This window comes from Roseiflexus sp. (genome assembly GCF_057785375.1).
The window spans coordinates 183043-207709 of sequence record NZ_JBYNRX010000080.1 but is presented as its reverse complement, the minus strand read 5'-3'; the positions used below and the strand labels follow the sequence as shown (position 1 = coordinate 207709).

The window sequence follows — 24667 nt, the reverse complement described above, 5'->3', positions numbered from 1 at the left end:
TCGAGTGTAGCATGCATGTTCCATTCTGTCAAGCACAAATTTTCTTCATACTGGTCGTGGATCGCACCAGTACGAATGGGTATCTGGCGCTTCCGGCAGTGCGTCTGCTATAATACCACGCATCCGCCGCGCCTCTGTCGCGGCGATCGGACGACGCCAGAGCAGCGAAGACAGGCGGCGATGAATATCCTGGTTGTGCTGACCTATTATTACCCCCACTGGACAGGCCTGACCGTTCATGCAGTGCGGGTGGCGGAGCGCCTGGCGGAGCGGGGTCATCGGGTAACGGTGCTGACGACCAGACACAACCTCGACCTGGCGCGAGACGAGATGGTCAACGGCGTGCGCGTGGTGCGCCTCTGGCCCATTGCACGCTTCAGCCGCGGCATGATCACCCCGGCGTTTCCCTGGGCTGTGGCGCAACTCATCGCCGAGCACGATGTCGTGCAGATCCATACGCCCCTCCCTGAAGCGCCGCTGGTGGCGGCGCTCTGCCGCGCGCTCGGGCGCCCCCTCCTGATGACGCATCACGGCGACGTGGTTATGCCGGATAGTCCGGCGGAGAAACTCGTCGAGCGCGCTGCGTTCCACATTCTCCGCTTTGCGGCGACGCTGGCGGACGGCATCACCTCGTACAGCGAAGATTATGCCCGCCATTCGCCATTGCTCTGGCCCTTCCGCGACAAACTGGCCTGCATCTATCCGCCAGTGGAGTTCCCCGATCCGGATCCGGCCGCTGCCGCTGCCTGGAAGCGCGACCTGGGACTCGAGGGGAAGCGCCTGATCGGTTTCGCCGGTCGCTGGGTGAGTGAAAAAGGGTTCGATGATCTGCTGCGGGCATTGCCCCTCATCGGCGCCGAATTGCCCGAAGCGCACTTGGTTTTCGCCGGTGAATGCAATGTCGTCTACGACGATTTCTATCGCGTGTGCCAGCCGCTGATCGAAGCGCAGCAGGAACATATCACATTCCTGGGTCTGATCCGGGATCGCCAGCAACTGGCGCAGTTCTACGCCATGCTCGATCTGTTCGTGCTGCCCAGCCATACCGATATGATGGCGCTGACGCAGGTCGAGGCGATGTTGTGCGGAACTCCGGTCGTGGCGACGGACATTCCCGGTGCGCGTGTGGTGGTGCGCGAAACGGGCTTTGGGCGCCTGGCGCCGCCGTACAATCCGCCTGCTCTGGCGCAGGTGATCCTCGAAACGCTGCGCGACCGTGAACGTTACCGTCCAACCCCGGCTGGCGTTCGCCGCATCTTCAACACCCAACAGACGATTGATGCGTATGAGCGTTTGCTCGATCAGTTGGTGCGCACGCGAAGCCGCACGCACCTCGCCGCACGCGCAAGCCGGCGCCTGGTGCGCAGCACCCTCCATGTTATTGCGGCTGCGCCGGTCACGGCGACAACAACCATGCTGGCATCATCCGTTCCCTCCACCATTGATACGCCTCGCTGCGGGTCGCTGTCCGATGAAGATCGGGCGATGCTCGAACGCCTGCTGCGCAACGAAGCGGATATGGCCTACCGCCGTCGCGCCGTTACCTTGCTCGACTACCTCGAACTTTGCGATGGTGAAACAGTACTCGATTGCGGCTGCGGCATGGGCGTCTATTTGATGTTCATGGGACGGTTGCGGCGGTTGAACCTGGTCGGCGTTGATGGCGACATGGACCGCCTGCGCTGGGCGGAGCGCGAACATGTGCCGGCCAGCCTGTTGAATGTCGATATTCATCGGTTGCCGTTTGCGGAGCATAGCTTCGACAAGGTGTTGATGTCCGAGGTGCTCGAACATCTCGCCGATGATCGCGGCGCGTTGCGCGAGATCTTCCGCATCCTCAAGCCCGGCGGCATTCTGGCGCTCAGCGTGCCGCACGCGAACTACCCGTTCTGGTGGGACCCGATCAACAAAACGATCGAGATGCTTGGCGGCCGCCCTATCCAGAGCGCTGGACCAATCGCCGGTCTGTGGAGCAACCATTGGCGGTTGTATCGCCCGGAAACCCTGCGCGATGTGGTGTCGGGCGCCGGGTTCGCTATCGAGACGCTTGAAGAGCAGACCCACTATGCGTTTCCATTTATTCACTTCATCGTGTATGGCATTGGGAAGCCGTTGATCGAGAAGAACCTGCTGCCGCGCCGCTTCCGCGACAGCGCCGACCGCTTCCGCGGCGAACGCAACAGCGGCAGCCTGCTCAATCCAGTCAACCTGGGGGTGCAGTTGTTCCGCCTGGCAGACGCGCGTAACGACCATCTGCGCGGTGATGAGAAAACGTTCGTCAGCATCGTTCTCAAAGCGCGAAAGCCTGTCTGAACTGCGCGTAACGTATATGCCGGATTGTTCATGAAAAGCGTCGCACCGACACCGCCAACTGTCGAAGACGAGGACATCACCTCAGAAAACGGTTCGCCTTCTACGGAAGCCGTAGACCCTCTCACCGACTCACAACCGCGTTCGTATGCCGGCGCCAACCTGTTGACGTTGCTCCTGGCAACCCTCGCTCTGGCGTGGATCGGTCAGACGTTCCTGATGAGCACGCCGCCGAATCTTGCGGCAGGAGTTGTGCTGCTGACGCTTGCCGGTGTGACATTCGTTGTGCTGGGCGCGTGGACGCCCAAACGGACAACGGTCGAGGACCCCGACGCCACGCCACGGTTTGTTGTGTGGCTGGATCGCCTTCCGCCGTTTTACCCGTTGTTCTTCCTGGCGCTCGTGAGTAGCGGCATCGCATTCTGGTGCACGGCGACGCCTGCACTGCGCCCCTTGCCGGCGCTGATCGCCTGGCTGGCGAGTATGGGTTTCTTTCTGGCAGGCGCGCGATTCCTCGATCATCACCGCGAACGCTCTTTTGAAGAAGTCCGCTGGGACCGCCGTGAACTGCTTGCGGTTGCGGCTCTGACCCTGTTCGCCCTCGCGCTGCGTATTACTCTGATCGAAACTATCCCGCAGAACTTCGGCGGCGATGAGGGTGAGATGGGCATGGAGGCGCGCGGCGTATTGGAAGGACGCATCACGAATCCATTCGTCACCGGCTGGCTGTCGCATCCGACGCTCTGGTTCTTCCTTCAGGCGCTCTCTTTGAGCGTTTTCGGCAACAATGTGTTCGGTCTGCGCATACTCTCGGCGCTGATCGGCACAGCCACCATTCCGCTGCTCTACCTGTTTGCGCGCCCGCTCTTCGGGCGCGGCGTCGCGTTCGGCGCAGCGGCCCTCCTCGCCGGTTTTCACTTTCATATCCACTTCAGCCGCCTGGGTGTCAACAATATCGTCGATCCGCTCCTGGCATTGTCCGCATTTATTGCATTCTTTGCCGGCATACGCCGATCGTCGCCCTTTGCCCTCGGATGGACGGGGGTTATCTGTGGTGTGGCGCAGCATTTCTATATGGGCTCGCGGTTGACGCCGGTGTTGGTGGCCGTTCTTGTCGCTCACCTCGCCATCGCCGACCGGCGCCGCTTCCGCTGGCTGGCGCCACGCCTGCCTTTGATGGTCGTCGGATTTCTGCTGGGGTTTGGACCCCTGATCGCCCATTTCGTCGCCAACCCATCCGCGTTGACCGCCCGCCTGGCGATGGTCGGCGTGGTGCAGAGCGGTTGGCTGGAACAGAAACTGGCAGAAGGCGTTCCGCTGGCTCAGATCATCATCGATCAGACGCGCCAGAGTTTTGGCGCGTACACGTTCATGCCCGATCGCAGCGCCTGGTACGACCCGAAAATTGCGCTGCTGGACTCGGTCTCCGCCGTCTTGCTGGTGCTGGGTGTGGCGCTGGCGCTGGTCAACTGGCGTCGTTCTGAGTGGTTTCTCCCGATTGCCTGGTTGACGGGCGCTGCGGTGCTGGGTGGCATGCTGCTGGTGAACACGCCTGAGAGTCCACGGTATGTCACAACTGCGCCTGCCCTCTGCCTGCTGGTGATGCTGGCGCTCCAGCGCATTGCAATGCTCACCGGGCAGGCGTTGCAATGGACGGATCGGCGGGCGTTGCTTTCTGCGGTCCTGGTTGTCCTGCTGGCGGCATGGAACCTGAACTTTTACTTCCGCGACTATATCCCGCGCCGCACATACGGCTGGACGAACACCGAAATCGTCACCAAACTGTCGCATTATGCGAACGCGCAACCAGCGCCGGTGTATCTCTACATGTTCACTCCGCCGCGCATTTTCTTCGGGAATGGAACCATCCGCTTCGTCGCTGCCGGCATTGAGGGTATAGACGTGAACGAACCGGTGACCGACCCGGCGCAGATCATGCCGCCGCCCGATGGAAAGCGTCCGCTCTTCATCTTCCTGCCCGAGCGCGAAGCGGAACTGGCACTGGTGCAGCAACGTTTCCCCGGCGGCACAGTCGAACGCTTTCAGGGAGAATGGGAGCCGGTCGTCCTGTTCATCGCTTATACGCCGCCCTGACGCACCGACAGGAGAGCGCCTGTGAGAAACGGACGTTTCCATATCACCGTCGCCGGCAATATTGGCGTCGGCAAAAGCACATTGGTCGGCATTCTGGCGGAAGAATTCAACTGGCAGCCCTACTACGAACTGGTCGCCGATCACCCGTATCTGGAAGACTATTACCGCGACCCCGAACGCTGGGGATTTCATTCGCAGATCTGGTTTCTGACGCAGCGCTATCAGCAACACCTCGAGATTGCCGATACGCCGATTTCGGTTTGCCAGGATCGCAGCATCTACGAAGACTACGAGGTCTTTGTCAAAGGGTTGCTGGAACAGAGCATCCTCAGCCACCGCGACTTTCGCACCTACCGGCAGTTGTTCCTGGCGCTGGTGCAGAGCATTGCGCCGCCAACGCTGCTGATCCATCTCCACGCCGACGTGCCGACGCTGATCCGGCGCATCAATGAACGCGACCGCCCTGTGGAGCGCGCCATTCCACCTGCGTATCTGGAACATCTGAACCGGCGCTACGACGAATGGTTGCGTCGCTTTGAATTGTGCCCGGTATTGCGCATCGAAACCGATGATCTCGATTTTGCCCACTCCGCCGCCGCACGGCGCGAAGTGGTCGAACTAGTTGCGCAGGCGCTGGGAGTGCGCGGTATGGTGCAGGAACGTTTCGTTCCATAAGCGCAGATTGTAATCATTCCCTCATCCTGTTCTGGTTTACGCTGCCGGTATAATGTTTTCGAGCCGCCTGCTTAGTGGAAAGGCGGTCGACTCGATAAGTCTCGGCAAGGCAGCGCACATGGAACCATACACGATCCATCTTCATTCCAGCATTGTTCTCGATGCGTCTGTCGAGCGTCTCTGGCCCATTCTCTCCGACACCGACCGCACAAACCGCATGATCGGTCTGCCGGCGTTCGAGCGCACTCAGCCGGATCGCGATCTCGTGCAGATCGTCTATGGTCATTTTCTGGGGGTTCCGGTCAGCTGGCGCGAGCATCCCTTTGAATGGATCTTCGAGCAGCAGTTTTCGGTCGAGCGCGAATTTGCTCCACCGCTCCCGGTGGAACGATTACAGACCACCACCCGTTTCACCCCATTGCCGGGTGATCGCACAAAGATCGATGTCGAAGTCCATATGACGCCGCGCAATATCATCGGAAACATCGGCGGGCGTCTGATCGTCGGACAGCGGATGTTGCGCGCCATGCGCCGGGCATACCGCGAATTGGGGCGGCTGGCGGCGACACCTGGGACGATCACGCTTCCACCGGTTCGCCCGCCGCGTGTCAATCATCAGCGTCTCCGTATCGTGGCTGCCCGCTTGCGGGCGTTCGGCATCCGCGAAGCGCTGATCGACCGGTTGACCGATCATATCGTTCGTGCCGACGATCCGCAGGTACTCAAGATGCGCGCCTTTGCGCTGGCTGATCTGTGGGACGAGCCGCGGATGGAGGTGCTGCGTCTGTGTCTGTACGCCACCCGTGTCGGGATGCTCGATCTCGAATGGGACGTACTCTGCCCCAGTTGCCGCGGACCGAGCCGGCGCGTCGGTTCGCTCAGCGATCTCGAACACGACTCCTACTGTCCATCGTGCGACGTGCGCTACGACACCAATTTCGATGAGTCGATCGAAGTACGGTTCAATGTCAATCCATCCATCCGCGCAGCGGTCGATGTCTCCTATTGCATCGGCGGGCCTGCCAACACCCCCCACATCGTTGCGCAGATCGCGCTGCCCGCACGAGGACGGCGGATGGTGAAACTGCGTCTCACCCCTGACCGTTACCGTCTGCGCAGCCGCCAGATGATAGGGCGGGTCGCATTTGAAGTCGTGAGCGGCGCCGCCGCGCAAACCGCACACATCGTCTTCGACGCGGACTCCGCCAGCATCGACGAATCGCTCATCGGAGCAGGCGAGGTGACGATCGTTATTGACAACGGCGCCGATACACCGGCTTTGATTGTCATCGAGCGCAGCGATTGGAGTTCCCAGGCGACCAGCGCCGCACTGGCGACATCGCTCACCGAGTTTCGCCAGTTGTTCTCGTCGGAAGCGTTATCGCCGGGGGTTGGCATCGCCGTTCGGAGTCTGACGTTTCTGTTCAGCGACCTGAAAGGTTCGACCGCACTCTACGAACAAATTGGCGACTCGCCAGCCTATGCACGGGTACGCGACCATTTCACCCTGATGAACGCAATTATTGGCGCCCACAATGGATCGCTCGTCAAGACCATCGGCGATGCGGTGATGGCGGTATTTTCCTCAGCCGAGGCCGCAGTTACCGCAGCGCTGGAGATTCAGCGCGAATTCACGCTTGGCGAAATGGCGCGCGGCAATCCGGCGTTGCGGGTCAAACTGGGTTTGCACAGCGGTCCCTGTATTGCAGTCAATGCCAACAACCTGCTCGACTACTTCGGTTCGACGGTAAACATTGCCGCTCGCGTGCAGAACGAGAGCATCGGCGGCGATATCGTGCTGACCGACGCACTGACCGACGATCCACTGGTACATGCTGTGCTGGAACGTGAGGATATCGAATTGGAGTTTTTCGAATGCGAATTGCGCGGTCTATCGCAGCAATTCAAACTCACGCGCGTCTGGGTGACGCATCCGATGGATCGGGCAGACGCGCCATTGACAGAACAGCCAGGCGGGTCTACAATACAGAGCGTCACGGGGCGTGGCGCAGCCTGGTAGCGCACCTGAATGGGGTTCAGGAGGTCGCTGGTTCAAATCCAGTCGCCCCGACCATACCGTGCACCCAACAACGACCTGTACGTGCTGTTGCAGGTCATTGCGTCGTTTGCGATTAAGGCGCTCTTCCTCTTGCATCCCCTTGACGCTTGCGCTATAATGCCTCTAGTTTTACGCATGATGGGGTGTTGCTGCGCCCTGACACACACTGTTTCTTTTCAGGCCGTAAAAGATTACACGACACTGCCGTCGCCGCAGTTCGACACCGGGAGGAGCGTAATGGCACGAATGAGCCTGCAGACGGCTTTCGACCAGGCTCGGCAATGGCTCGAAACCAATGACCTCGATCGCGCTATCGGAATGGCGCATCATATCCTCGAGACCTATCCCCACTGCCTGGAAGCGCACCAGATGCTGGGAGAAGCGCATCTGGCCAATCGTCAGTATGAAGAAGCGCGTGCTGATTTCGAGCGCGTCCTTACGTTCGATCCGGAGCATATTCCGGCGCTCGTGGGCCTTGGCATGACCTGCGAGCGGCTTGGACAGCTTGATCGCGCGATTTCGGCATTTGAACGCGCTCTGGAAATCAAGCCCGACCTGCCGGAGCTGCGGAGCCAGTTGCTGCGACTCTACACCGATGCATGGGGGAGCGAATATGCGCACCTGCGTCTCAGCCGGACTGGACTGGCGCGGTTGTATGCAAAAGGGCACATGCTGCCACAGGCCATCTCTGAGTTTCGCCAGGTGGTGGCGGATCAGCCCGACCGTTTCGATTCTCGTGTGGCGCTCGCGGAAGTGCTCTGGCGCGATGAGCAGGAAGAGGAAGCGGCAGAGGTGTGCCGCAGCATTCTTGCGAAGCAGTCCAATGTACTGAAGGCAAACCTGATTCTAGGGTATATCGAACTGGCTGCCGGCAACCCGTCCGGTGAACAGTTTTGGAAGACGGCAGCAGCCATCGATCCGTATCAGAGTATGGCCCGGGCATTGTTCGAGTCGCTCCCGCCTGTCGATGTGCCGGAACCGACCCTTCCAGAATGGGATGAGACTGAATGGTTCAATCGGCAGGTGGCGGCGCCCGCCGAACAACTCGCCGCCACCCGTTCGATGGAATCTACGACGCCAACCGCCGTCGCTGCGCCTCCTCCGCCTCCGCCATCAGCACCGCTGCCCTCCTATGCCGATAGCGATGATTTTCTCGCCAGCCTGCTGGCGATCGACGCTGCGCCGCCTGTTGTATCGCATTCGGTCGAAGAAGCCGAGGTTGAAATCAGTTCCGATACACGCCCATTTACGCTCGAAGAATTGGGGTTAAGCGAGGCTGAACTTGCAAGCCTCGGCGCGCTGGAAGAAGAACCGTCCGGTCCCGCAGAGGTTTCGACGCAGGTGGAGCCGGTTGCCGGCGCCGCTACGCCGGCGGAGTCGTCCGAGGTGAGCGCGATGCGCCCGTTCACGCTGGACGAACTGGGGTTGACGCCGGACGAAATTGCGGCGCTCGATAGCGCGTCTACGGCGGCGCCGGCGTCCCAACCATCACAACTCGAAGATTTCGATATTGACGCACAACCCTTCTCGCTCGACGATATCGATTTTGAAAGGGGCGGGCACGCCCCGGCAGCAGGACGTGATGTTGGATCCGGGGCTGGCGACGTGCCGCCCGATTTGCAGCCGTTCTCGATCGAAGAATTGGATATCGGCAGCATGAGCGGTCAGGCGGATTTTGGCGAGTTGCCGCCGTCACTGCAACCCTTCTCGCTGGAAGAACCGCCGGCGCCGCAACGCCCGCGAATGGCGGGGCTTACGCCGGAAGAAGCGGGCGAAACCCCGATCGAAGAGGAGGATACCTTCCTGCCACGCGGTTTTAGCTGGCAACAACCAACCCAACGCGCGGAACCGTCGTTCTTTCAATCAACATCGGCGGCTTCCACGCCGGACACGGGCACCATTTTCTCGAAACTGCAAAAGCAGCGTGAACGCGCGCCGCTGTCGCAGGCGGAGGAGCCGCCGCCGCCTATCGCTCCAGATGAACACCTGGGTCTGTTCTCACTGGACGATGTATCCCTGCGCGACGATGAGTCGCCTGAGCCTGGCGCCCCCTCTTTTACTGCTGAACCACCCGTCGAATCGCAGCCGCCCGACGATAGCGGGCAGTTTCAGGCGATTTCGCTCGAAGAAGTGGAAAGCGTTGAGTCTGCCGTTGCCAGTGGGGTCATTCAACCGTTCTCGTTCACTGATCTTGGACTGACCGACGAAGAGATCGCTGCCCTCGGACTGGGCAGCGCGCCTGAGGCGTCGGCAGCGCAGACCGGGTTTGGACTGACCGGCGAAGAGATCGCCGCCCTTGGACTGGATAGTGCGTCTGAGGCGCCGGCGGCGCGGGCAGAGATGAGCGCACCGGTGCAGGAAGAACCGCCGGTCATGCCTCCTGCTCTGGAGCCGCCGCCCCAACCGCTCGAGGAAGTGGAAAGCATCGAAGACGCTTTGGCCAGCGGTCAGCTTCAACCATTCTCGTTCACCGACCTGGGGTTGAGCGAAGAAGAAATCGCAGCGCTGGGGCTTGGTGATCTGGGGGGGGCTGCCCAATCGCCGGTTTCTGTCGAACCCGAGCCTCTCACGGAGTCGGCGCCTGAGATCGAGATCTCTGAAGCGCCACAGACGCCCGAACCGTTTGTCGAACCATTGACAGGCGGGGGGGAAGCGCCAGCGCCCACGGCTGCGGCAGAGCCTGTTATTGAAGAATCGCTCGACATCGAGGAATTGCAGCCATTCTCGCTTACCGATCTGGGTCTTTCGGAAGAGGAGCTGGCAGAGTTCGACCTGTCGGACCTAGAGGAAGAGGGGGTGGAGTACGATGAGGGGCGCCTGGGCATTACCGAGGAAGAACTGGCAGCCCTCGGAACGGGCGGTGATCTCGAGTGGATGCCGGAACTGACACCTGTGAGTGAACCGCCTGCCGCTGCGTTCGAGCCGGTTGAACCTGCGCCCGAAGCCATCGGCGGCGATGATGTTGTTGACCGACTGATCCAGATCGGTCGTGAGCGCGGCTATGTCGATATTGCTGACATCATTGCTGCAGTGAAAGACCCCGAGGCGGAAGCGGCGCGGATCGACGAGATCGGGCGCATGCTCCACATGGCGCGGATCGAGATCCGCGATGGCGACGAAGTGATCGACCTCGACGCAGAATATGCGGAGGATGAGTCTCCGTTGATGCCGGAAGACGCCGTCGCGCCGGCTGCATTCGAAGCAGAGGAAGAAGACCTGATGCGCCCCTTCTCACTGGAGGAACTCGGGTTGTCCGACGATGAAATCGCTATGCTCGCTGCGGCGGCTGCCGGCGGTGCAGAGGAGACGCCACCAGCGGAAGAATCGTCGCTCACCCCCTTCTCACTGGAAGAGTCCGACGCAGCAGACGATGAAATCGCCATGATCGCCGCCAGCAGCGTGGAGGAGGCGCCACCAGCGGAAGAACCGCCGCTTACCCCCTTCTCGCTGGCAGAATTGGGGTTGTCGGAAGAAGAGATCGCCCTGTTGAACGAGACGGCAGCATCCTTTAGCGCATCGCCTTCACCTGCCGCTGAAGTCGAAACTGAAACTGCTGCGTGGTTCGATCTGGAACCGGTGGTTGCTGACACCGAAGCGGCGCCGCTGCCCGAACCGCCAGCGCCGGATCTGGCAGAAGCGCCGACGCCGACGATCACGCCAGCGCCGGCATCGTCACAACGTATCGAGCAGCCGCCAGCGCCGCCTGCTGCACCTGTTTCGCCGCCAGCGCCACCCGCTATGGCTGTGAAACCGCCGCCAGCGCCGTCTGCTGCACCTGTTTCGCCGCCAGCGCCGCCGCCTGCGGTGATCCACGACCCGAGCGATTACCCGGAACTGCAAGAGTATTTGCAGATGCTCGAATCCGATCCGAACAACCATATCTTGCGACTCTCGATTGCGCGCGTTGGCGGTCAGGTGGGAATGACAGAGATTGCAATGCAGCACTATCGCCGGCTCATCAAGCAGAATGCGCTTCTTGATGAGATTGTTGACGATCTGACCGACATGATCGCTGAAACCAGTGATACGAATCTGTTGCGTAAACTGCATCGCACCCTTGGCGACGCTTACTCGCGTCAGGGGCGCTTCCGCGACGCGATGCGCGAGTATAGCTGGATACCAGGACAGGCATAAAGCCGCGTGACGTCAGTTGCGCTTCTGTGAACGGTAAAGAACGATGACTGTCAATATGCGCCGGATTGTTGAAGACCTCATCCGGGTCGAAGGGGTCATTGGAAGTTTGCTCGTTGGAAAGGATGGCCTGGTCGTCGCCAGTACGCTGATGGACGAGGAAGACGCTGAGATCCTGGGTGCAATGTCGGCTGCCGTGTTTGGCGAGATTGACAAAGCCACCAGGCGAATCGGCGTCGGCATGCTGATCGACTCGATTATTGACGCCGAGCGGGGGTCGATTCTTATGCTCGAGGCGCGCGAGTTGATCCTGGTCGTTATTACTCAGCGGATGGTCAATCTTGGTCTGGTGAAGATGGAAATGCGCCGGGCATCCAAACGGATCAGCGAGGCCGTGCCGATCTGAATCGAGTCTGTCGTCCCTGGTGAGGTGTTACTCACATGATACGGCGCAGTGCCCGGTCAAGGGTCGTTCGACTGCTGGTTTCGCGCCCGTGAGCGTCATGCTCAGGGCGCGATGTTTGTGTTCTGTTACTGATAAAGGAGAGATGGAGGCATGGAGCGTTCTCTCATCATTCTGAAGCCCGATGCAGTGCAGCGTGGATTGATTGGACCCATCCTGACGCGGATCGAACAGCGCGGCTTGCGCATTGTCGGCATGAAGTTGATCCAGATCGATGAGGCGCTGGCGCGTCGGCACTATGCGGTTCATGAGGGCAAGCCGTTCTTCGATAGCCTGATCTCCTACATTACTTCCGGTCCGGTGTTGGTGCTGGTCGTAACCGGCGCGAACGTCATCGAAATCGTGCGTTCGATGGTCGGGGCAACCAATCCGGTCAAGGCGGCGCCGGGCACCATCCGCGGCGATTTCGCACTCGAGATCGGGCGGAACCTTATCCATGCCTCCGACTCGCCGGAAAATGGCGAGATGGAGGTGAATCTCTTCTTCCGTGCCGAGGAACTGGTTGATATGCGCCGCAGCGCCGATCAGTGGATTTATGAGTAGATCGCCTTATCTGCTGCTGTTGAATTCGCGCCACCACTCGTGAAATAGATGTTCCGGGTCGCTCCAGTAGCGTTCGGCATCAACAGCAGACGGTGGTGCAGGCAGCGTCGATGCGCTGCGGATACGGCGGGCAATATCACGCACGGCGCTAACCGCCGGTTTCTCGCGTCCCAGCCCATCGACGACCCCCATCGTCCGGTAGCATCGGGTGCGATCAAGCGGCGGCGTCTGCCACATCTCTTCGGGGACATCGGCATACGCCGCCAGCCACACGCCAGCCGCCCCATCGGTGTAGAGCCGCTCCAGCGCTGTATAGAGGAACTCCGCTTGTTCGCCTGCCGTCCCTCGATACATCAGCGCTGTACGGCCATAGAGGTCGTCGTCGAACCATCCGGCGGTCTCGCCATTCGCTACTGTCGGCATCCCGACGCCAACGACGATGATCCGTCGTTCAGCCAGACCGGCAGCCAGTACGTGCAGATAGGCGGCGGGGTTCGTGTGCCGCGTCTGGTAATCCGCCGGCGTTTCCGGGAGATCGACTGTGACGCCGGCGAGCGCACAATGCTGTGCCACATGCTCAGGTCGCGGGCCCGAGCGACGTTTCAAGCCGGTGGGAGAGATGACCCCCAGACAGATAGCACGCGGCGCAACGCGCTTCAGTTCGTCGCTCATCGCTGCAAACCACTGCGACGCTGCCCGATCCGACTCGGGGCGATGAACACGCTCGAACCCTTCACCCAGTTGCCAAGCCCAAACTGCTGGATGATCGCCAAAGTAGCCGCCGATCTCGCGCACCAGGTAGCGCTGTGCCTCGACAATTGTCGGATCGCTGAAGAAATCGCCGCATTGCACCGGGCGATACCGTCCGCCGGTCAGAACGCGGATCAACCCCGGCGGACGCACGAGCAGCAGCGGTTGGCCATGCCGGGCGCGGCGTAACGCGCCGGCGATGTCTGGACCGTTCGCCCACGACGGAACCTGCAACTGACCAAGCGTAGCCACCGGAAAAAACGCCAGAACGACCCGCAAACCGGCGGCGTGCGCTGTGTCGAGCGCATGCTCCAGGCGCCGCATTGCGCGGCCGTTGATCCGCTCAGGTCCGGGCTGAAAATCCTCCCACAGCAAGCAGAAGCGCACGGTATCGAACCCAATCGCGGCGATGTGCGCCAATTCCTCACGCACTGCGCCGCGATCATAGCGCTGCCAGAGCAACGGGCCGACACGACGCGGCCAGTAGGTCACGCCCAATGAGAAGGTCTCATTCGTCGTCATGGCTGATTCTGCGCGTCAAGAAATGTTCCGACCTGGGTGAGAAACTGTTCAAATGCGGAAAGATCGTGCTGAAGCGCGTCATAGACGCGATCATAATCAATCGACAGGTACTGATGTACCAGAATGTTGCGAAAGCCGACAGCCTGCGCCAGCCTGTCGCCAAGATCATCGGAGATAACGCCAGCGCGCGCCACTGCCAGCACCGCATCACGTCCGGCGTCGGGCAGCGGCAACGAGAGGCCGGCAATCAGTTGGTCGCAGACGCTGATAACGACCTCGATAGCCAGCTGAAGGGTACGGTCAACCGTCGCACGTATGCGCCAATCATTATCGAGATCGGCGCGCGAGTGCTGTTGCAACTCGCGCAACTGCGCCAGATACACCTGGAGTTGCGCCAGATGACGGGCAATGGTCAGTGCGCCGGTCATGGACCGAGTCTCACGTTTCCTTCAGCGAACTGTTTCATGCGGGCGCGCAGCAGGCGGCGGTAACGCGGCGCCCAGTCGAACCACTCCTGCATGGTGCGCACCTCAAACGCTACCCGCGCCTCATCATCACGATTGTACAGGACGTAACGCGGACGCAACGCCTCGTAGCGCAGCAGCGGCGGCGCCTCGTTCAGGATCGCCAGGTCAATGACATCAGAACGAAAAGCGTCACTCAGGCGCCCGATCAATTCGAGACGCCAGCGCTCACGCTCTTCCTTTGTGGTCTCCGGGTCGAACAGCACTGCGATGTCGATGTCGCTACGGGCATGCGTGCGTCCGCCGGCGCGCGAGCCGAAGAGCCAGGCCACCAGCACCGGCGTGTCGGCAAAGATCGCGTCGAATGCAATGTCGGACACTGTGACCATTCCATCCATTCTACGGACTGCCGGTTCCGCGCACAAACACATCGGGCCAGGCTTTGAAGCGGGTGAAGAACAATTCCGGCGTCTGCTGCACTCCCCCCTCGGTAATTACCCGATACACCTTGATGTCCATCCCACGTCGCGCCCGGTCGGTCTGGCGCACCGTTCCGGCAGGCAAACTCGGGTCGTTCACGTAGACCGCCTGCGCCGGAGGTGACACGATGTTGGCGATCTCTGGACCAACCACCGCCACGCGCCGGTCTGGTCGCGTACCGTAGAGACGCACGCTCAGCACCTGCGCTTTCGTGTCGGCGACTGCTTCCATCAACAGCCAGTAGCCGGTGTCATTGACGAACTTAAGGTCCTGCACCCCCGTATAAATGGTTGCGTCCATGCCAGGCGCCGCCTGATCGGGGAAACTGAAGGCATCATACCAGGAGATATAGAACGGATGCGCATGCCGTTCGGTGATCGGCAGACCTGCCCAGAACGCCGCGCGGAAGACTGTAGTCGAGACCTGGCAGACGCCGCCGCCCCATTCAAGCTGCGTGCGATTGCCGATCACTGCGTACCCCTGGACAAAACCGTGCTCGGCGTCAACCGCGCCGAGTTGGGTGTTGAACGAAAACTCTGCGCCAGGCGGAATGAGCACGCCGTTCATCCGGGCAGCGCCGGCTTTGATGTTGGTGATGCGGTACTCAGCCGATCCGGCAAAGCTCGACATGCCTTCCGCCACCAACTCGACGATGCCGAGGGAGGGCAACGTCTCCGCCGTGATCTGCGGGCGGATGGTTTCGACCGGCAGTTCAACGACATGATCCTGGGTGCGCAGGGCGCGGCGGATTGCCTCGATGGCTTCCGGTTGTTTGAGGCGCAGGCCGTCTTGCCCTGGCGCAACAATCTGCAACCGCCCGTTGCGGAAGGCGACGCGCGGTTCGGCGCTCGGTGAGTCGACGAACTGCGCGAGCCTGGCAACCGCACGCTCAAGGCGCGCCTGATCAATATCAACAAACATGCGACCATCAATGATACTGATGGTCAGCATTTCTGCGATCCGCTCCTGATCCCACGTCCAGCGTCGTTCGCCCTGCTGCAGTTCCAATGGCCGGCTCAGTAACAGTTCGGCATCTGCAACCGCAGCGGCGATATCTTCATCTGCCAGCGTCGGCTCGAGCATGCGGGTGCGCAGTGGAACGGTGCGCGGTTCCAGAGATTGCAGAACGCGCAGGATGTCAAGCGCCGTCGCGTCTACGAGAAGTTGCCGTCCGGCGCGCGCAGCGGTGGGGAGCACTTTGCCTGCGGCGATGCTGAGCGCTGCATCGCGCGGCGGTTGTTCAATCTCACTGGCGAGGCCGGTCAGGTAGCGTTGCAACCGGGAGATATCCACGCGCAGGCGTGGTGCAATGTCAACGCCGCCTTCTTGCCGTACTGCCCAGAGTTCCTCGATGCGATGCAACGGGCTGCCGGTTCGCCCGACGCCGAGCGCAAGCGCTGCCGTCTGTTCCACCTCGAACTGAACGCCGAGGTCGTCGAGCGACGGACGCCAGGTGCGTCCCTCGAACGTCAGCGTCAGCGGCGCCTTCAGAAACGCTTCGTGCTGCGAGGTCAACAACGTCTGGATCTTCTCGCGCGCCATGCCGCCGACAGGGACGCCGCGAATGCTAACGCCGGGCAGCGCACGGTCGGCGGCAATCACGTCGGTTATGAAGGGTTGCGCAAAGTAGAGCGCCACACCGAGCGCCACAATGACCATCAAAACGCCGATCACCGGCGCGCGGCGGGGGCGCACCGGCGGAACGCGACGCGGCGGTTTTGGCGCTGGCGGTTCGGGCGGCAATTCGGGGGGCGGCTCATCGATCAGCACGCGCCCTTCGCCTTTGCGCCGCCGGATGGGACCATACTCCTGGTAGTACTTCTCCGACATGGCGGAAACTCAGGCGACGCAGCAGATGCCGATTCTCTGTTCATAATACGATCAAACACAGCAGCGTGTAAAGCGTATCATGTCTGCATGCGGCTGTCAAGACCTGGCGAACGCCAGCCCGCGTTCGCGCATGCTGACGAAACGCCCGTTGCCGATCACCAGGTGATCGAGCACATCAATGTCGAGCAACCGCCCGGCTTCGATCATCTGGCGGGTGACAACGATATCCTCCGGCGAGGGGGTCGGGTCGCCGCTGGGGTGATTATGCACCACGATGATCGATGCAGAGTTGAGACGAATGGCTTCCTTGAACACCTCGCCAATGCGGACCATTGATGCGTTCAGGCTGCCGACGTACACTGTCTGGATCTTCTGGACGCGGTTTTTGGTGTCGAGGCAGATTGCGCGCAACTGTTCCTGATCGAGATGGCTCATTTCGATCTGCATGAGTTGCGCCGCGTCGGTCGGGGAGCGGATCTGAAACCGTTCCTCGCCGCTCGCGAGCAACAGTCGTCGCCCGATTTCGAGCGCCGCTTTGAGTTGGGCGGTTTTTGCTTCGCCCATCCCACGGCGCCGCGCCAGTTCCTCGAAGTCAGCACGCTGCAACCCTGCCCATCCGCCGAATTCGACGAGCAACTGTTGCGCGAGTTGAATGGCGTTCACCCCTTCGATCCCGACCCGCAGCAGAATTGCCAGGAGTTCGGCGTCGGCAAGTGCGGCGGCGCCGCTGGCGCGCAACCGTTCGCGTGGTTTGTCGGTTGCCGGAAGTTCCCGGATGCGAATGTGATAGTCGGTCATTGGGCGCTCCTGTATCTGACCTGCGGGAAGGCTGCCTGGACGCGCATCTTCCCGCAGGCGCACCGAATCGAATCACAGGTGCTACCGATCAACCGGCGTGGTTGATGCGCCACAAAATCGGCGCGCTGGTGCGACATTCGTCCTGAAATGCAACCCGCCCATGCCCGCTCTGCGCCTGCACGCCTGGCGGGCCTCCCCGCCCGGCGACTGAAGTCGCGGGCTACGGGAAGCAAAGCCCGCCTGCGCGGGCTGGACCCAATACCTGTCGGATAAGAAAGACAAGCTATCATCAACGGAGCAGGCGCGGAGCCTTTGCGCCTGTGTGCGAGGTTTCTTACTTGACCGGAAGCCACATGACGACATCCGCCCAGATGGTGAGCATCCCATCCTCGGCGGCGCTGGTCAGCACGACTTCGGCGCCGGTTTCATCAAACCGGTACGTTCCGAGTTCCGCCCAGTCATTCGCATGGGTCGCCGCATCGACGACCACTTCCGCCATGCCATCGGCGTGCTGCACCAGGTAGCGCACTCTGGTGGCATCACCCAAGCGACTGACGGCATAGGGGATGAAGGCGATCACGCGGTACTGTCCTGCTGCGGGCAATTCCGTGCGCCAGATAGCCAGCGACGGCGGGCTGAGCGCGCGCACCTTCCAGGGGCGCCCGCCTGCGCCGCGCACCGATGCCGTAAACAACGACTTCCCGCCGTAGCCGGTGGGAGCGTCTTTCCATCCCTCGCCGACGGTGACGAAACCGGGAAGATCGGCGTCTGCCGCAACCCCTCCCTGTGGCGGCGGAGCGCACGGCGAGGGGCGATCCTTCCAGAGCCAGACGCTCACATTGCCTGCCGGATGCGTTTGCCAGGGATCATCTCCGTCACCGCACCACCCATATGGGTCGGTGTTGCGCCCCAGGTACTGAACGCCGAAGTGAAGGTGCGGACCGCTCGAACAGCCGGTATTGCCAATGATGCCGATCGGTTGACCGCGCGCCACTCGCTCGCCGATTACAACGTCCACGCGGTGCAGGTGCCAGTAGAGGGTGCGGTAGTCGTTCTCGTGGTCGATGACGACAGCGCGGGTGGCGCAGCCATCGTCGGCGTTGCCGGCGAACACAACGATCCCGTCGGCTGCCGCAAGCGCCGGTTCGGGCGGCGCTGCGGCGTAGTCCCAGCCATCGTGACCGTTGTAGGCGAAGATCGGGTCGGTTTCGATGCGCCCCCAGTAGGTGGTGACGCCGTCCCAGCTATTACGCATCAAAAACGGACCGCCGTGGTCGAAGAACGATGTCGTCGGAACGACTTTGCCGATGGGACGGGTCAGAAACGGCGGGGAGGGCGGAGACCGGTCGGTTGGCGGAACGCGCGGGTCGTCGAACAGGCGCGTGTACGTTGCGCGGAACCGCTCCATCAGCGCGGGAAGGCGTTGTGGCGCAGTGGTTGGTGCGAGCACCCGCGCCAGGGCGTATTCGGCAAGCGACATGCCTTCCGGCGGCGGCGCTGTGCTGCCGTCGGCGAAGGTCAGTGCAAGGCGCTGCGGGTAATCTCGCCGCGCATAGAGCATTTCCTTGACAGCCCAGCGGACCTGCGCCTGCAAGCCGCGTCGCCGTCCGTTCTCGCCGCGAAAGCCAAGCGCCCAGGCGAACTGATCGGCAGTTGGCTGTGGATCGCCGATCAGTCCGCTCTGAAGTTCGATCAGCGCCAGAATGATCTTCGGGTTGACGCCATAGTAGATAGCCTGGCCGGTCAACGCCTCGGCAAAGGTATGCTGGCGGTCGCCGACCGGCATGACGATCCCTTTCAAAGGCCCGGGTTGGCCATCGAGGAACGCCTGGATCTGAAGCGCATAGAAGCCAGGTTCATACGTCAGCCGCTGGTCGTCGAAGAGCGCCGCCGGCGCAGGCGTCGGAACCGGCAGCGGCGCTTCCGGCGTTGCCGATAGCGTCGGGGAGGGTGTGGGAAGAGAGGGCTGGGAAGTCGCTGCACTGACCGGCGGGCGCGTCGGCAACGCTTCCACCTGCGGCGTTGGCGCAGGCGGCGGTGCAGCGCAGGCGACCAGCGCCAGCACGATCAGAACATATGTCAGTCGATGAAGGATCACAAAACAGACGCTCTCAATGGTTATCCATACGAAACGGCGCAATCGACGCACCTGCTGCCGCGCGCCCACGGCAGGGCGCCTCTACAGTGCGTCTCTCGCGGCCATCGCCTGCGCCCTCGGGATTATACCCGATTATGTCTTCCCCACTGCCAGCATATAGACCGCCGCTTCGTTCTCGCCGTCTACGCCGAGCATCGCGTTGACCTCGTCGTCCAGGAAGGCGCCGACGGCGCATACTCCCATGCCGAGCGATGTCGCCACGAGATAGAGGTTCTGCGCCAGGTGTCCTGCTTCGAGCAGCGCATAGCGATAGGAGCGTTCCTGATAGCGCCAGCGCAGGCGTTGAAGAATGACCGTAAAGTAAACCACCAGATGACATGCGCCCAGAAACTCCTGCATCAACCCCTGGCGCACCGCCGCGCTGCGCATGTCGCCTTCGCGGAGCAGCGCAAGGGTGTGGTCGGCGACGCCGTAGTGGTAGACGCCAGAGCGTAGATCGCTTACCCGATGAACGGCCAGATACATCTCGATCGGGTAGAGTGCGCCGGCGGATGGTGCGGCGCGCAGCTTCACGCCGAACCGTTCGGCATTGATGCCGCCGGTGTAGAAGAGCAGCCGCGACAATTCCGCCAGCGTCAGCGGATCGTCCGTATAGGTGCGCACCGAACGCCGCTTCCGAATTGCCTCCTCGAGACCGGGTCCTGGTCGATCTTCCAGCGGCGGCAGGATGATGCGCGGTGCATCTGGATACGTTTTGTACAGCGGCGGCTGCGCGCCCCAGTTGGCGACTGCACCAAACAGATCGCGCATTCCTGGTTTGCTCCACTGATGATACGCGACGCCCAGATCCGTGCCGAACGGTATATCCGGGCGAGCGCGAAGCGAGCTGCGCCCAAGCGCCACTCCCGCCGATAGTCCAGCCAACGCGCCAAGAAAGCCGCGGCGCGTGTACAGTGCGTGCAGCATGCCCGGCGCATTGCGTCCGGCGGATGGGCGCCGAGAGGGCGCCGGTGTGGAAACGGGCGATCTGGCGCGGGAAGGCAGGCGCGGCGTGGCGGGGCGCATCAGGCGAAAGCGCAGATAGCGCGCCAGACGGGTCCAGTTCAGCGCCACGTGCGCAACCGCCAGGATCGCCATGACATACCCGGCATACGTATGATACACAAATCCCGTCAGGTCCCAAAGATCGGCAATGATGCCGGTGAGAATGGCAGCGGTAGCGGCGACGAGCAGCACAAGGCTCACTGCAACATTGACATCGTGGCGCAATCGTTTCATGGCGAAACCGCCTCCTTCCCGTGCGCGGTCATGTGTCCAATACTACTGGTGCACGTAGCAGGATTCCGGGTCGCTACGGGCTAAAGCCCTTGCTGAGGACGCAGTTCGACGGCGCTGACCGCACGCAGTTCGACGGCGCGTACCGCACGTGCAAGCCCCGCCGGGGCTGCTGATGCCAATGCGCAGTCTGCATCCACGACACGCCTGCCGGTGCGTGTTGACCGTTGCGCCTTGCCCAACGAATACCCGAACATCTTGTCTGATTGAACGCCCCTTGGTATTAGCAAGGGCTTTCGCTCGCAGCAGGACCCGTATTCTCCTCGACCCAGGCGCCATACGGCGCATACACATGCTCGATGGCAAAGGCATGGATCGCCGGCAATTCATACGAGTGCAACGCGCGGATCGCCTCTTCCACTTCCCGGTAGCGCGCAGCGGTCGTCTTGAGCAGCACACGAAACTCTGGGTCGTGGTGAATGTCGCCCTTCCAGCGGTAGACGCTCTCGATCTGCGAAATCTGCGCACAGGCTGCCAGCCGGCGCTCGACCAGGGCAGTTGCGATTTTCTGCGCCTCTTCAATGCTGCCGACGGTTGTGATCACAGCAATCAGGTTCATAGCGTCTCCTTGCGGTCTATCTTCCAGTATGACCACCAGTGGTACGCTTCCATTGTACAGCGCACCGTGCGAGGGCGGGGGAGAGCACACTTCTCTCAGGAACGCGGGCGTCTCGCCCGCCAGGGGAGAACACCCTCACACGTGTCGATGTTGGGTGATCCCCACGTCGCATCAATCGTCTGGGCATCAGAATACCGGTACGGGTGAGGCGCCGTCTCGTCGCAATTCCTCTCGTGGCTCAACAACGCGACACCTGAAAGGAAGGGGGCAGGGGAACAAAGGGAATGGCTTCGCACCCGGTTGGCAGCGTCTGCAGAGTGATCACGCGCCAGCATGGAAGCACGCAGTGTTGGATGGCAACCCGGTGAAATAAGTGCTACCCCGCGTGTCGCGCGCGACCATCGCCTTCGCCCTCACGGGGCAGCGCCACTGTGATCGTCGTGCCGACGCCGACGGCGCTCGTCACGGTGATGCGCCCGCGCATTGCCTCGACCAGCCCTTTGGCGATGGCAAGCCCCAGCCCGGCGTTGCCGTTTTCTCGTCCACGCGCCGGATCGGCGCGGTAGAACCGGTCGAAGATGTGCGGCAGGTGCTCCGGCGCGATGCCGCTGCCGGTGTCGGCGACGGTGATCTGCACCGTGCGTCCCGCTGGCGTCGCCGAGAGGGTGATCCGCCCACCGGATGGGGTGTAGCGCAGCGCATTGTCGAGCGTAATCAACAGGACCTGCTGCAAGCGCTCAGCATCCGCCTGCACCGTGCCATCGGCAGTCTCGAGAACGACAGAGATGCCGCGTTGTTCTCCCAGCCGCGCAACCTGGCGCTGCACCTTGCTCAGCAGTTCCGCCAGATTGACCGGCTCTATCGTCAAGTTGAGCTGCCCGCTGTCCAGGCGGGTGAGGGTCAGCAGATCATCGACCAGGCGGCGCATGTGGTCACTCTCCGCCAGAATGTCACCCAGCAGTTCGTGCTGATCCGCCGCGTCAGGCGGCGTTTCGCGCAGGGCAACCTCAGCGCTGGCGCGAATCAGCGTGAGCGGCGCGCGCAGTTCGTGACTGGCGCTGGCAATGAAGCGTTGCTGCCGCTCCCACGCCTCCTGCGCCGGGCGCAACGCGCGCCCCGCCAGCCACCAGCTTGCCGCACCGACCAGCGCCATGCTGAAGGCGCCCAGACCGATCAGCCCCACCGTCAACTGGTTCAATACCTGCTCCTGATCGCTCAATTCGCGTGCCAGTTGCAACGCCGCCGGTCCATTAGAACGGGTAAGGCGATAGGTCAACAAACGCACCCGCCGACCATCGCTCATTGTGATCGTGCGCAGGTCGCTCCCTGTTGCCAGCGCCGCTTGCAGCGCGTCGCGGTCGGGAGACAGCGGCAGATCGAGATTGTTGGGATTGAAGAGCAATCGCCCTGAAGCGTCCAGCGGCAAAACCATGATCGCCGCCAGCTCCGCCGCATCGACCGGCGTCGTCAGGTCACGAGGAAGTTCCTCTTCATCGTCGCTGCGTCGGGGTTTCTCTTCGTCGTTCCGCCGTTCAACCTGCGGATTGGACGGGACGAACGGAAGAGGGGCAATCTCTCCGCGGATCACCGACCAGTCGCGGTCGGCAGTAACCAGATCGGGGGGGAGCGGTGCGCCGAGTGCGTGAAACTCGTGCGCCATCTTGTGCCGCAGCGCCAGGTCGGTGACGTCTGAGAAGTAGCGCGCCACCACCAGGTAGGCGCCGCTGCCGATCAGGACCACAAAGATGAGCGCTGCCAGCGCATACAGCAGCGACAATCGCAACCGCAGACCGCTAAACACGGCTTGCCTCCAATCGATACCCCACGCCGCGCACCGTCACAATCGGGTCGCGCTCGCCGGGGGCATTCAGTTTACGCCGCAGATACGAGATATAGACATCGACCATCTGTGGTTGAACGTCATGCTCGTAGGACCAGGCATAATCCAGAATCTGCTGGCGCGACAACGCCTGCCCCGCGTTGCGCATGAGATATTCGAGCAGGTTCCATTCCGTTGGGGTGAGATCGAGCGGGCGTGTGCCGCGCCGCGCCGTATGATGCCGCAGATCGAGCACCAGATCGCCGATGCGCAGTTCGTTGCTGTCGTCCGGTTGCAACGTGAAACGCCGTCCAAGCGCCCGCACCCGCGCCAGCAGTTCCTCGAATGCAAATGGCTTGACCAGATAATCGTCGGCGCCGCTGTCGAAGCCAACCAGCTTGTCTTCGATCTGACCGCGCGCCGTCAGGAGGAGCAGCGCAGTGGGCAATCGCGCCGCACGCACTGCGCGACAGATCGAGGGACCATCGCGCCCCGGCAGCATCCAGTCGATGATCGCCACCTCGTAGACGCCGTGCAGCGCTTGCTCCAAACCCGTTTCCCCGTCGTGGACGACGTCGACCTGATAGTGTTCGTCGCGCAACACCCGCGCAATCAGCCGCGCTAGCCGTTGATCGTCTTCTATCAGCAGAATTTTCATCGCATCACCTCAACCACGATCAGCATAGCGCAAAAAGATTGGAAAAAGATTGGAATACGAACCGGCTGATTCCAAGAGAGTTCCAATCTACCGGCGCTATAACAGATGCAGACGACAGCGCTCGTCCGAGCATATCATCAGAAAAGGAAGAGCAAGGAGCATTGAACATGAAACAGTCAACCCTTCTGGGCATTGCAGCAGCGTTGACCGCATTCGTTCTGGTTTTGGTTGGCGCACTTGCCGGACAATTGACGCAGACAAGCGCAGTGGCGACCCCAACCGCTGTTGAAGCGACCGCAGCGCCAACCGATACGGCTGTTGCGCTCGATCCCGCAGTGGAAGCGATCATCCGCGAGCGGGAGACAGCCTACCAGCAGGCGCTGACCGAAGCCAATCGGCAGATTGCCGAGGCAAACCGGCGGCTGGAAGAGGCAAATCGGCAGATTGCGCAGCAGGCAGCGCCTCAGGCGGCAGCGCCTCAGGCGGCAGCATCTCAGGCGGCAGCGCCTCAGGCGGCAGCGCCTCAGCAGAGCGCGCCGACATACCCCGTTTCGGCGGAGCAGGCGCAGGCGATTGCGCAGAATCTGGCGCAGGGCGCTACGCTGATCAAACCGGCGGAACTGGTGCTCTATCAGGGTGCGCCAACATATGAGGTCATCTTTGATATGGGCGCCGTTTATGTTGATGCCTGGAATGGAACGGTGCTTGCCAATACGATTGTGCAGCCTGTGGCGCTTCCGGCGCAGCAGGTCAGCGCTGAACAGGCGGCTCAGATCGCCATCGCCTATCGCGGCGGCGGACAGGTGCGCAAAATCGAGCGTGAGAATGAGCGTGGCATTGATGTCTACGAAGTGAAGTTCACCGATGGCGCAAAAGTGTATGTTGCCGTATCGGATGGTGCAGTGGTCTATGCCCGACTGGACAAGGCAAAGAAAGACGATGATTGGAACGAACAGCAGTCCGATCAAACGGGCAAGGATCGCAACGACGATCACGACGAGAAAGACGACTGACAATGATCGTGCCGCCTGTGCTGAGCAGGCGTTGGTGACAGACAGGGTGCGCCGTTTCTCGGAAGA

At 61.7% G+C, this 24667-nt stretch carries 19 protein-coding genes and 1 tRNA gene; 9 read left to right on the top strand and 11 right to left on the bottom strand.

Features of this window, described 5'->3' with window-relative positions; translation table 11 throughout:
* Positions 1-75: 75 nt before the first annotated feature.
* The 8 genes from AC3EA7_RS15145 (at position 76) to ndk (ending at position 12275) form a co-directional block, all read left to right on the top strand.
* Positions 76-2313 (top strand): glycosyltransferase, encoded by a 2238-nt coding sequence (locus AC3EA7_RS15145; RefSeq protein ID WP_488614900.1) that lies wholly within the window; start codon positions 76-78, stop codon positions 2311-2313.
* A 30-nt stretch (positions 2314-2343) separates the two neighbouring features.
* Positions 2344-4404: a glycosyltransferase family 39 protein gene (locus AC3EA7_RS15140; protein WP_488614899.1), complete on the top strand. Its 2061-nt coding sequence runs from the start codon at positions 2344-2346 to the stop codon at positions 4402-4404.
* A gap of 21 nt (positions 4405-4425) precedes the next feature.
* Positions 4426-5079, top strand: coding sequence for a deoxynucleoside kinase (locus tag AC3EA7_RS15135; RefSeq protein ID WP_488614898.1), 654 nt, complete (start codon positions 4426-4428; stop codon positions 5077-5079).
* Between the two features lie 118 nt (positions 5080-5197).
* Positions 5198-7099, top strand: coding sequence for an adenylate/guanylate cyclase domain-containing protein (locus AC3EA7_RS15130; RefSeq protein ID WP_488614897.1), 1902 nt, complete (start codon positions 5198-5200; stop codon positions 7097-7099).
* Positions 7077-7153: transfer RNA gene (locus AC3EA7_RS15125), tRNA-Pro, on the top strand. The genes AC3EA7_RS15130 and AC3EA7_RS15125 overlap by 23 nt, the downstream gene beginning before the upstream one ends.
* Before the next feature lie 222 nt (positions 7154-7375).
* Positions 7376-11272: a tetratricopeptide repeat protein gene (locus tag AC3EA7_RS15120; protein ID WP_488614896.1), complete on the top strand. Its 3897-nt coding sequence runs from the start codon at positions 7376-7378 to the stop codon at positions 11270-11272.
* 43 nt (positions 11273-11315) lie between these two features.
* A complete protein-coding gene (locus AC3EA7_RS15115; protein WP_488614895.1) occupies positions 11316-11675 on the top strand; it encodes a roadblock/LC7 domain-containing protein in 360 nt (119 codons plus the stop codon).
* A 150-nt stretch (positions 11676-11825) separates the two neighbouring features.
* A complete protein-coding gene (ndk, locus tag AC3EA7_RS15110; protein WP_488614894.1) occupies positions 11826-12275 on the top strand; it encodes a nucleoside-diphosphate kinase in 450 nt (149 codons plus the stop codon).
* Positions 12276-12281: 6 nt separating this feature from the next.
* Here the strand turns inward: ndk and AC3EA7_RS15105 are convergent, their stop codons facing one another.
* The 11 genes from AC3EA7_RS15105 to AC3EA7_RS15055 form a co-directional block, all read right to left on the bottom strand.
* The gene (locus AC3EA7_RS15105) at positions 12282-13547 is read right to left on the bottom strand and encodes a glycoside hydrolase 5 family protein (protein ID WP_488614893.1); all 1266 of its coding nucleotides are present in this window, start codon (positions 13545-13547) and stop codon (positions 12282-12284) included.
* Positions 13544-13975, bottom strand: a complete 432-nt coding sequence (gene hepT, locus AC3EA7_RS15100; RefSeq protein WP_488614892.1) for a type VII toxin-antitoxin system HepT family RNase toxin — start codon at positions 13973-13975, stop codon at positions 13544-13546. Before hepT ends, AC3EA7_RS15105 begins: the two co-directional genes overlap by 4 nt.
* Entirely contained in the window at positions 13972-14391 is a 420-nt protein-coding gene (gene mntA, locus AC3EA7_RS15095; protein ID WP_488614891.1) for a type VII toxin-antitoxin system MntA family adenylyltransferase antitoxin, read from the bottom strand. Before mntA ends, hepT begins: the two co-directional genes overlap by 4 nt.
* Positions 14392-14410: 19 nt before the next feature.
* On the bottom strand, positions 14411-16321 hold the full coding sequence (locus AC3EA7_RS15090; RefSeq protein ID WP_488614890.1) for a VanW family protein: 1911 nt from the start codon (positions 16319-16321) through the stop codon (positions 14411-14413).
* A gap of 96 nt (positions 16322-16417) precedes the next feature.
* Entirely contained in the window at positions 16418-17119 is a 702-nt protein-coding gene (gene radC, locus AC3EA7_RS15085) for a RadC family protein (protein WP_488614889.1), read from the bottom strand.
* Between the two features lie 334 nt (positions 17120-17453).
* Entirely contained in the window at positions 17454-19286 is a 1833-nt protein-coding gene (locus AC3EA7_RS15080) for a peptidoglycan DD-metalloendopeptidase family protein (protein ID WP_488614888.1), read from the bottom strand.
* A 63-nt stretch (positions 19287-19349) separates the two neighbouring features.
* Positions 19350-20495: a SagB family peptide dehydrogenase gene (locus tag AC3EA7_RS15075; protein WP_488614887.1), complete on the bottom strand. Its 1146-nt coding sequence runs from the start codon at positions 20493-20495 to the stop codon at positions 19350-19352.
* 280 nt (positions 20496-20775) lie between these two features.
* A complete protein-coding gene (gene cutA / locus AC3EA7_RS15070; RefSeq protein WP_488614886.1) occupies positions 20776-21111 on the bottom strand; it encodes a divalent-cation tolerance protein CutA in 336 nt (111 codons plus the stop codon).
* 376 nt (positions 21112-21487) lie between these two features.
* On the bottom strand, positions 21488-22912 hold the full coding sequence (locus AC3EA7_RS15065; protein WP_488614885.1) for a sensor histidine kinase: 1425 nt from the start codon (positions 22910-22912) through the stop codon (positions 21488-21490).
* Positions 22905-23588, bottom strand: a complete 684-nt coding sequence (locus tag AC3EA7_RS15060; RefSeq protein WP_488614884.1) for a response regulator transcription factor — start codon at positions 23586-23588, stop codon at positions 22905-22907. Before AC3EA7_RS15060 ends, AC3EA7_RS15065 begins: the two co-directional genes overlap by 8 nt.
* A 176-nt stretch (positions 23589-23764) precedes the next feature.
* Entirely contained in the window at positions 23765-24085 is a 321-nt protein-coding gene (locus tag AC3EA7_RS15055) for a hypothetical protein (protein WP_488614915.1), read from the bottom strand.
* A 168-nt stretch (positions 24086-24253) separates the two neighbouring features.
* Here AC3EA7_RS15055 and AC3EA7_RS15050 point away from each other — a divergent pair, with 168 nt between their 5' ends.
* Complete coding sequence (locus tag AC3EA7_RS15050) at positions 24254-24601, top strand: PepSY domain-containing protein (RefSeq protein ID WP_488614914.1); 348 nt, start codon at positions 24254-24256, stop codon at positions 24599-24601.
* Positions 24602-24667 lie beyond the last annotated feature (66 nt).

Bases quoted from the DNA above. Each gene is read 5' to 3' on its own strand.
- AC3EA7_RS15060 (WP_488614884.1), bottom strand. From the start codon at position 23,588: ATGAAAATTCTGCTGATAGAAGACGATCAACGGCTAGCGCGGCTGATT.
- AC3EA7_RS15105 (WP_488614893.1), bottom strand. From the start codon at position 13,547: ATGACGACGAATGAGACCTTCTCATTGGGCGTGACCTACTGGCCGCGT.
- AC3EA7_RS15130 (WP_488614897.1), top strand. From the start codon at position 5,198: ATGGAACCATACACGATCCATCTTCATTCCAGCATTGTTCTCGATGCG.
- radC (WP_488614889.1), bottom strand. From the start codon at position 17,119: ATGACCGACTATCACATTCGCATCCGGGAACTTCCGGCAACCGACAAA.
- ndk (WP_488614894.1), top strand. From the start codon at position 11,826: ATGGAGCGTTCTCTCATCATTCTGAAGCCCGATGCAGTGCAGCGTGGA.
- AC3EA7_RS15090 (WP_488614890.1), bottom strand. From the start codon at position 16,321: ATGTCGGAGAAGTACTACCAGGAGTATGGTCCCATCCGGCGGCGCAAA.
- AC3EA7_RS15050 (WP_488614914.1), top strand. From the start codon at position 24,254: ATGGGCGCCGTTTATGTTGATGCCTGGAATGGAACGGTGCTTGCCAAT.
- AC3EA7_RS15115 (WP_488614895.1), top strand. From the start codon at position 11,316: ATGACTGTCAATATGCGCCGGATTGTTGAAGACCTCATCCGGGTCGAA.
- cutA (WP_488614886.1), bottom strand. From the start codon at position 21,111: ATGAACCTGATTGCTGTGATCACAACCGTCGGCAGCATTGAAGAGGCG.
- hepT (WP_488614892.1), bottom strand. From the start codon at position 13,975: ATGACCGGCGCACTGACCATTGCCCGTCATCTGGCGCAACTCCAGGTG.
- AC3EA7_RS15145 (WP_488614900.1), top strand. From the start codon at position 76: ATGGGTATCTGGCGCTTCCGGCAGTGCGTCTGCTATAATACCACGCAT.
- AC3EA7_RS15075 (WP_488614887.1), bottom strand. From the start codon at position 20,495: ATGAAACGATTGCGCCACGATGTCAATGTTGCAGTGAGCCTTGTGCTG.
- AC3EA7_RS15140 (WP_488614899.1), top strand. From the start codon at position 2,344: ATGAAAAGCGTCGCACCGACACCGCCAACTGTCGAAGACGAGGACATC.
- AC3EA7_RS15120 (WP_488614896.1), top strand. From the start codon at position 7,376: ATGGCACGAATGAGCCTGCAGACGGCTTTCGACCAGGCTCGGCAATGG.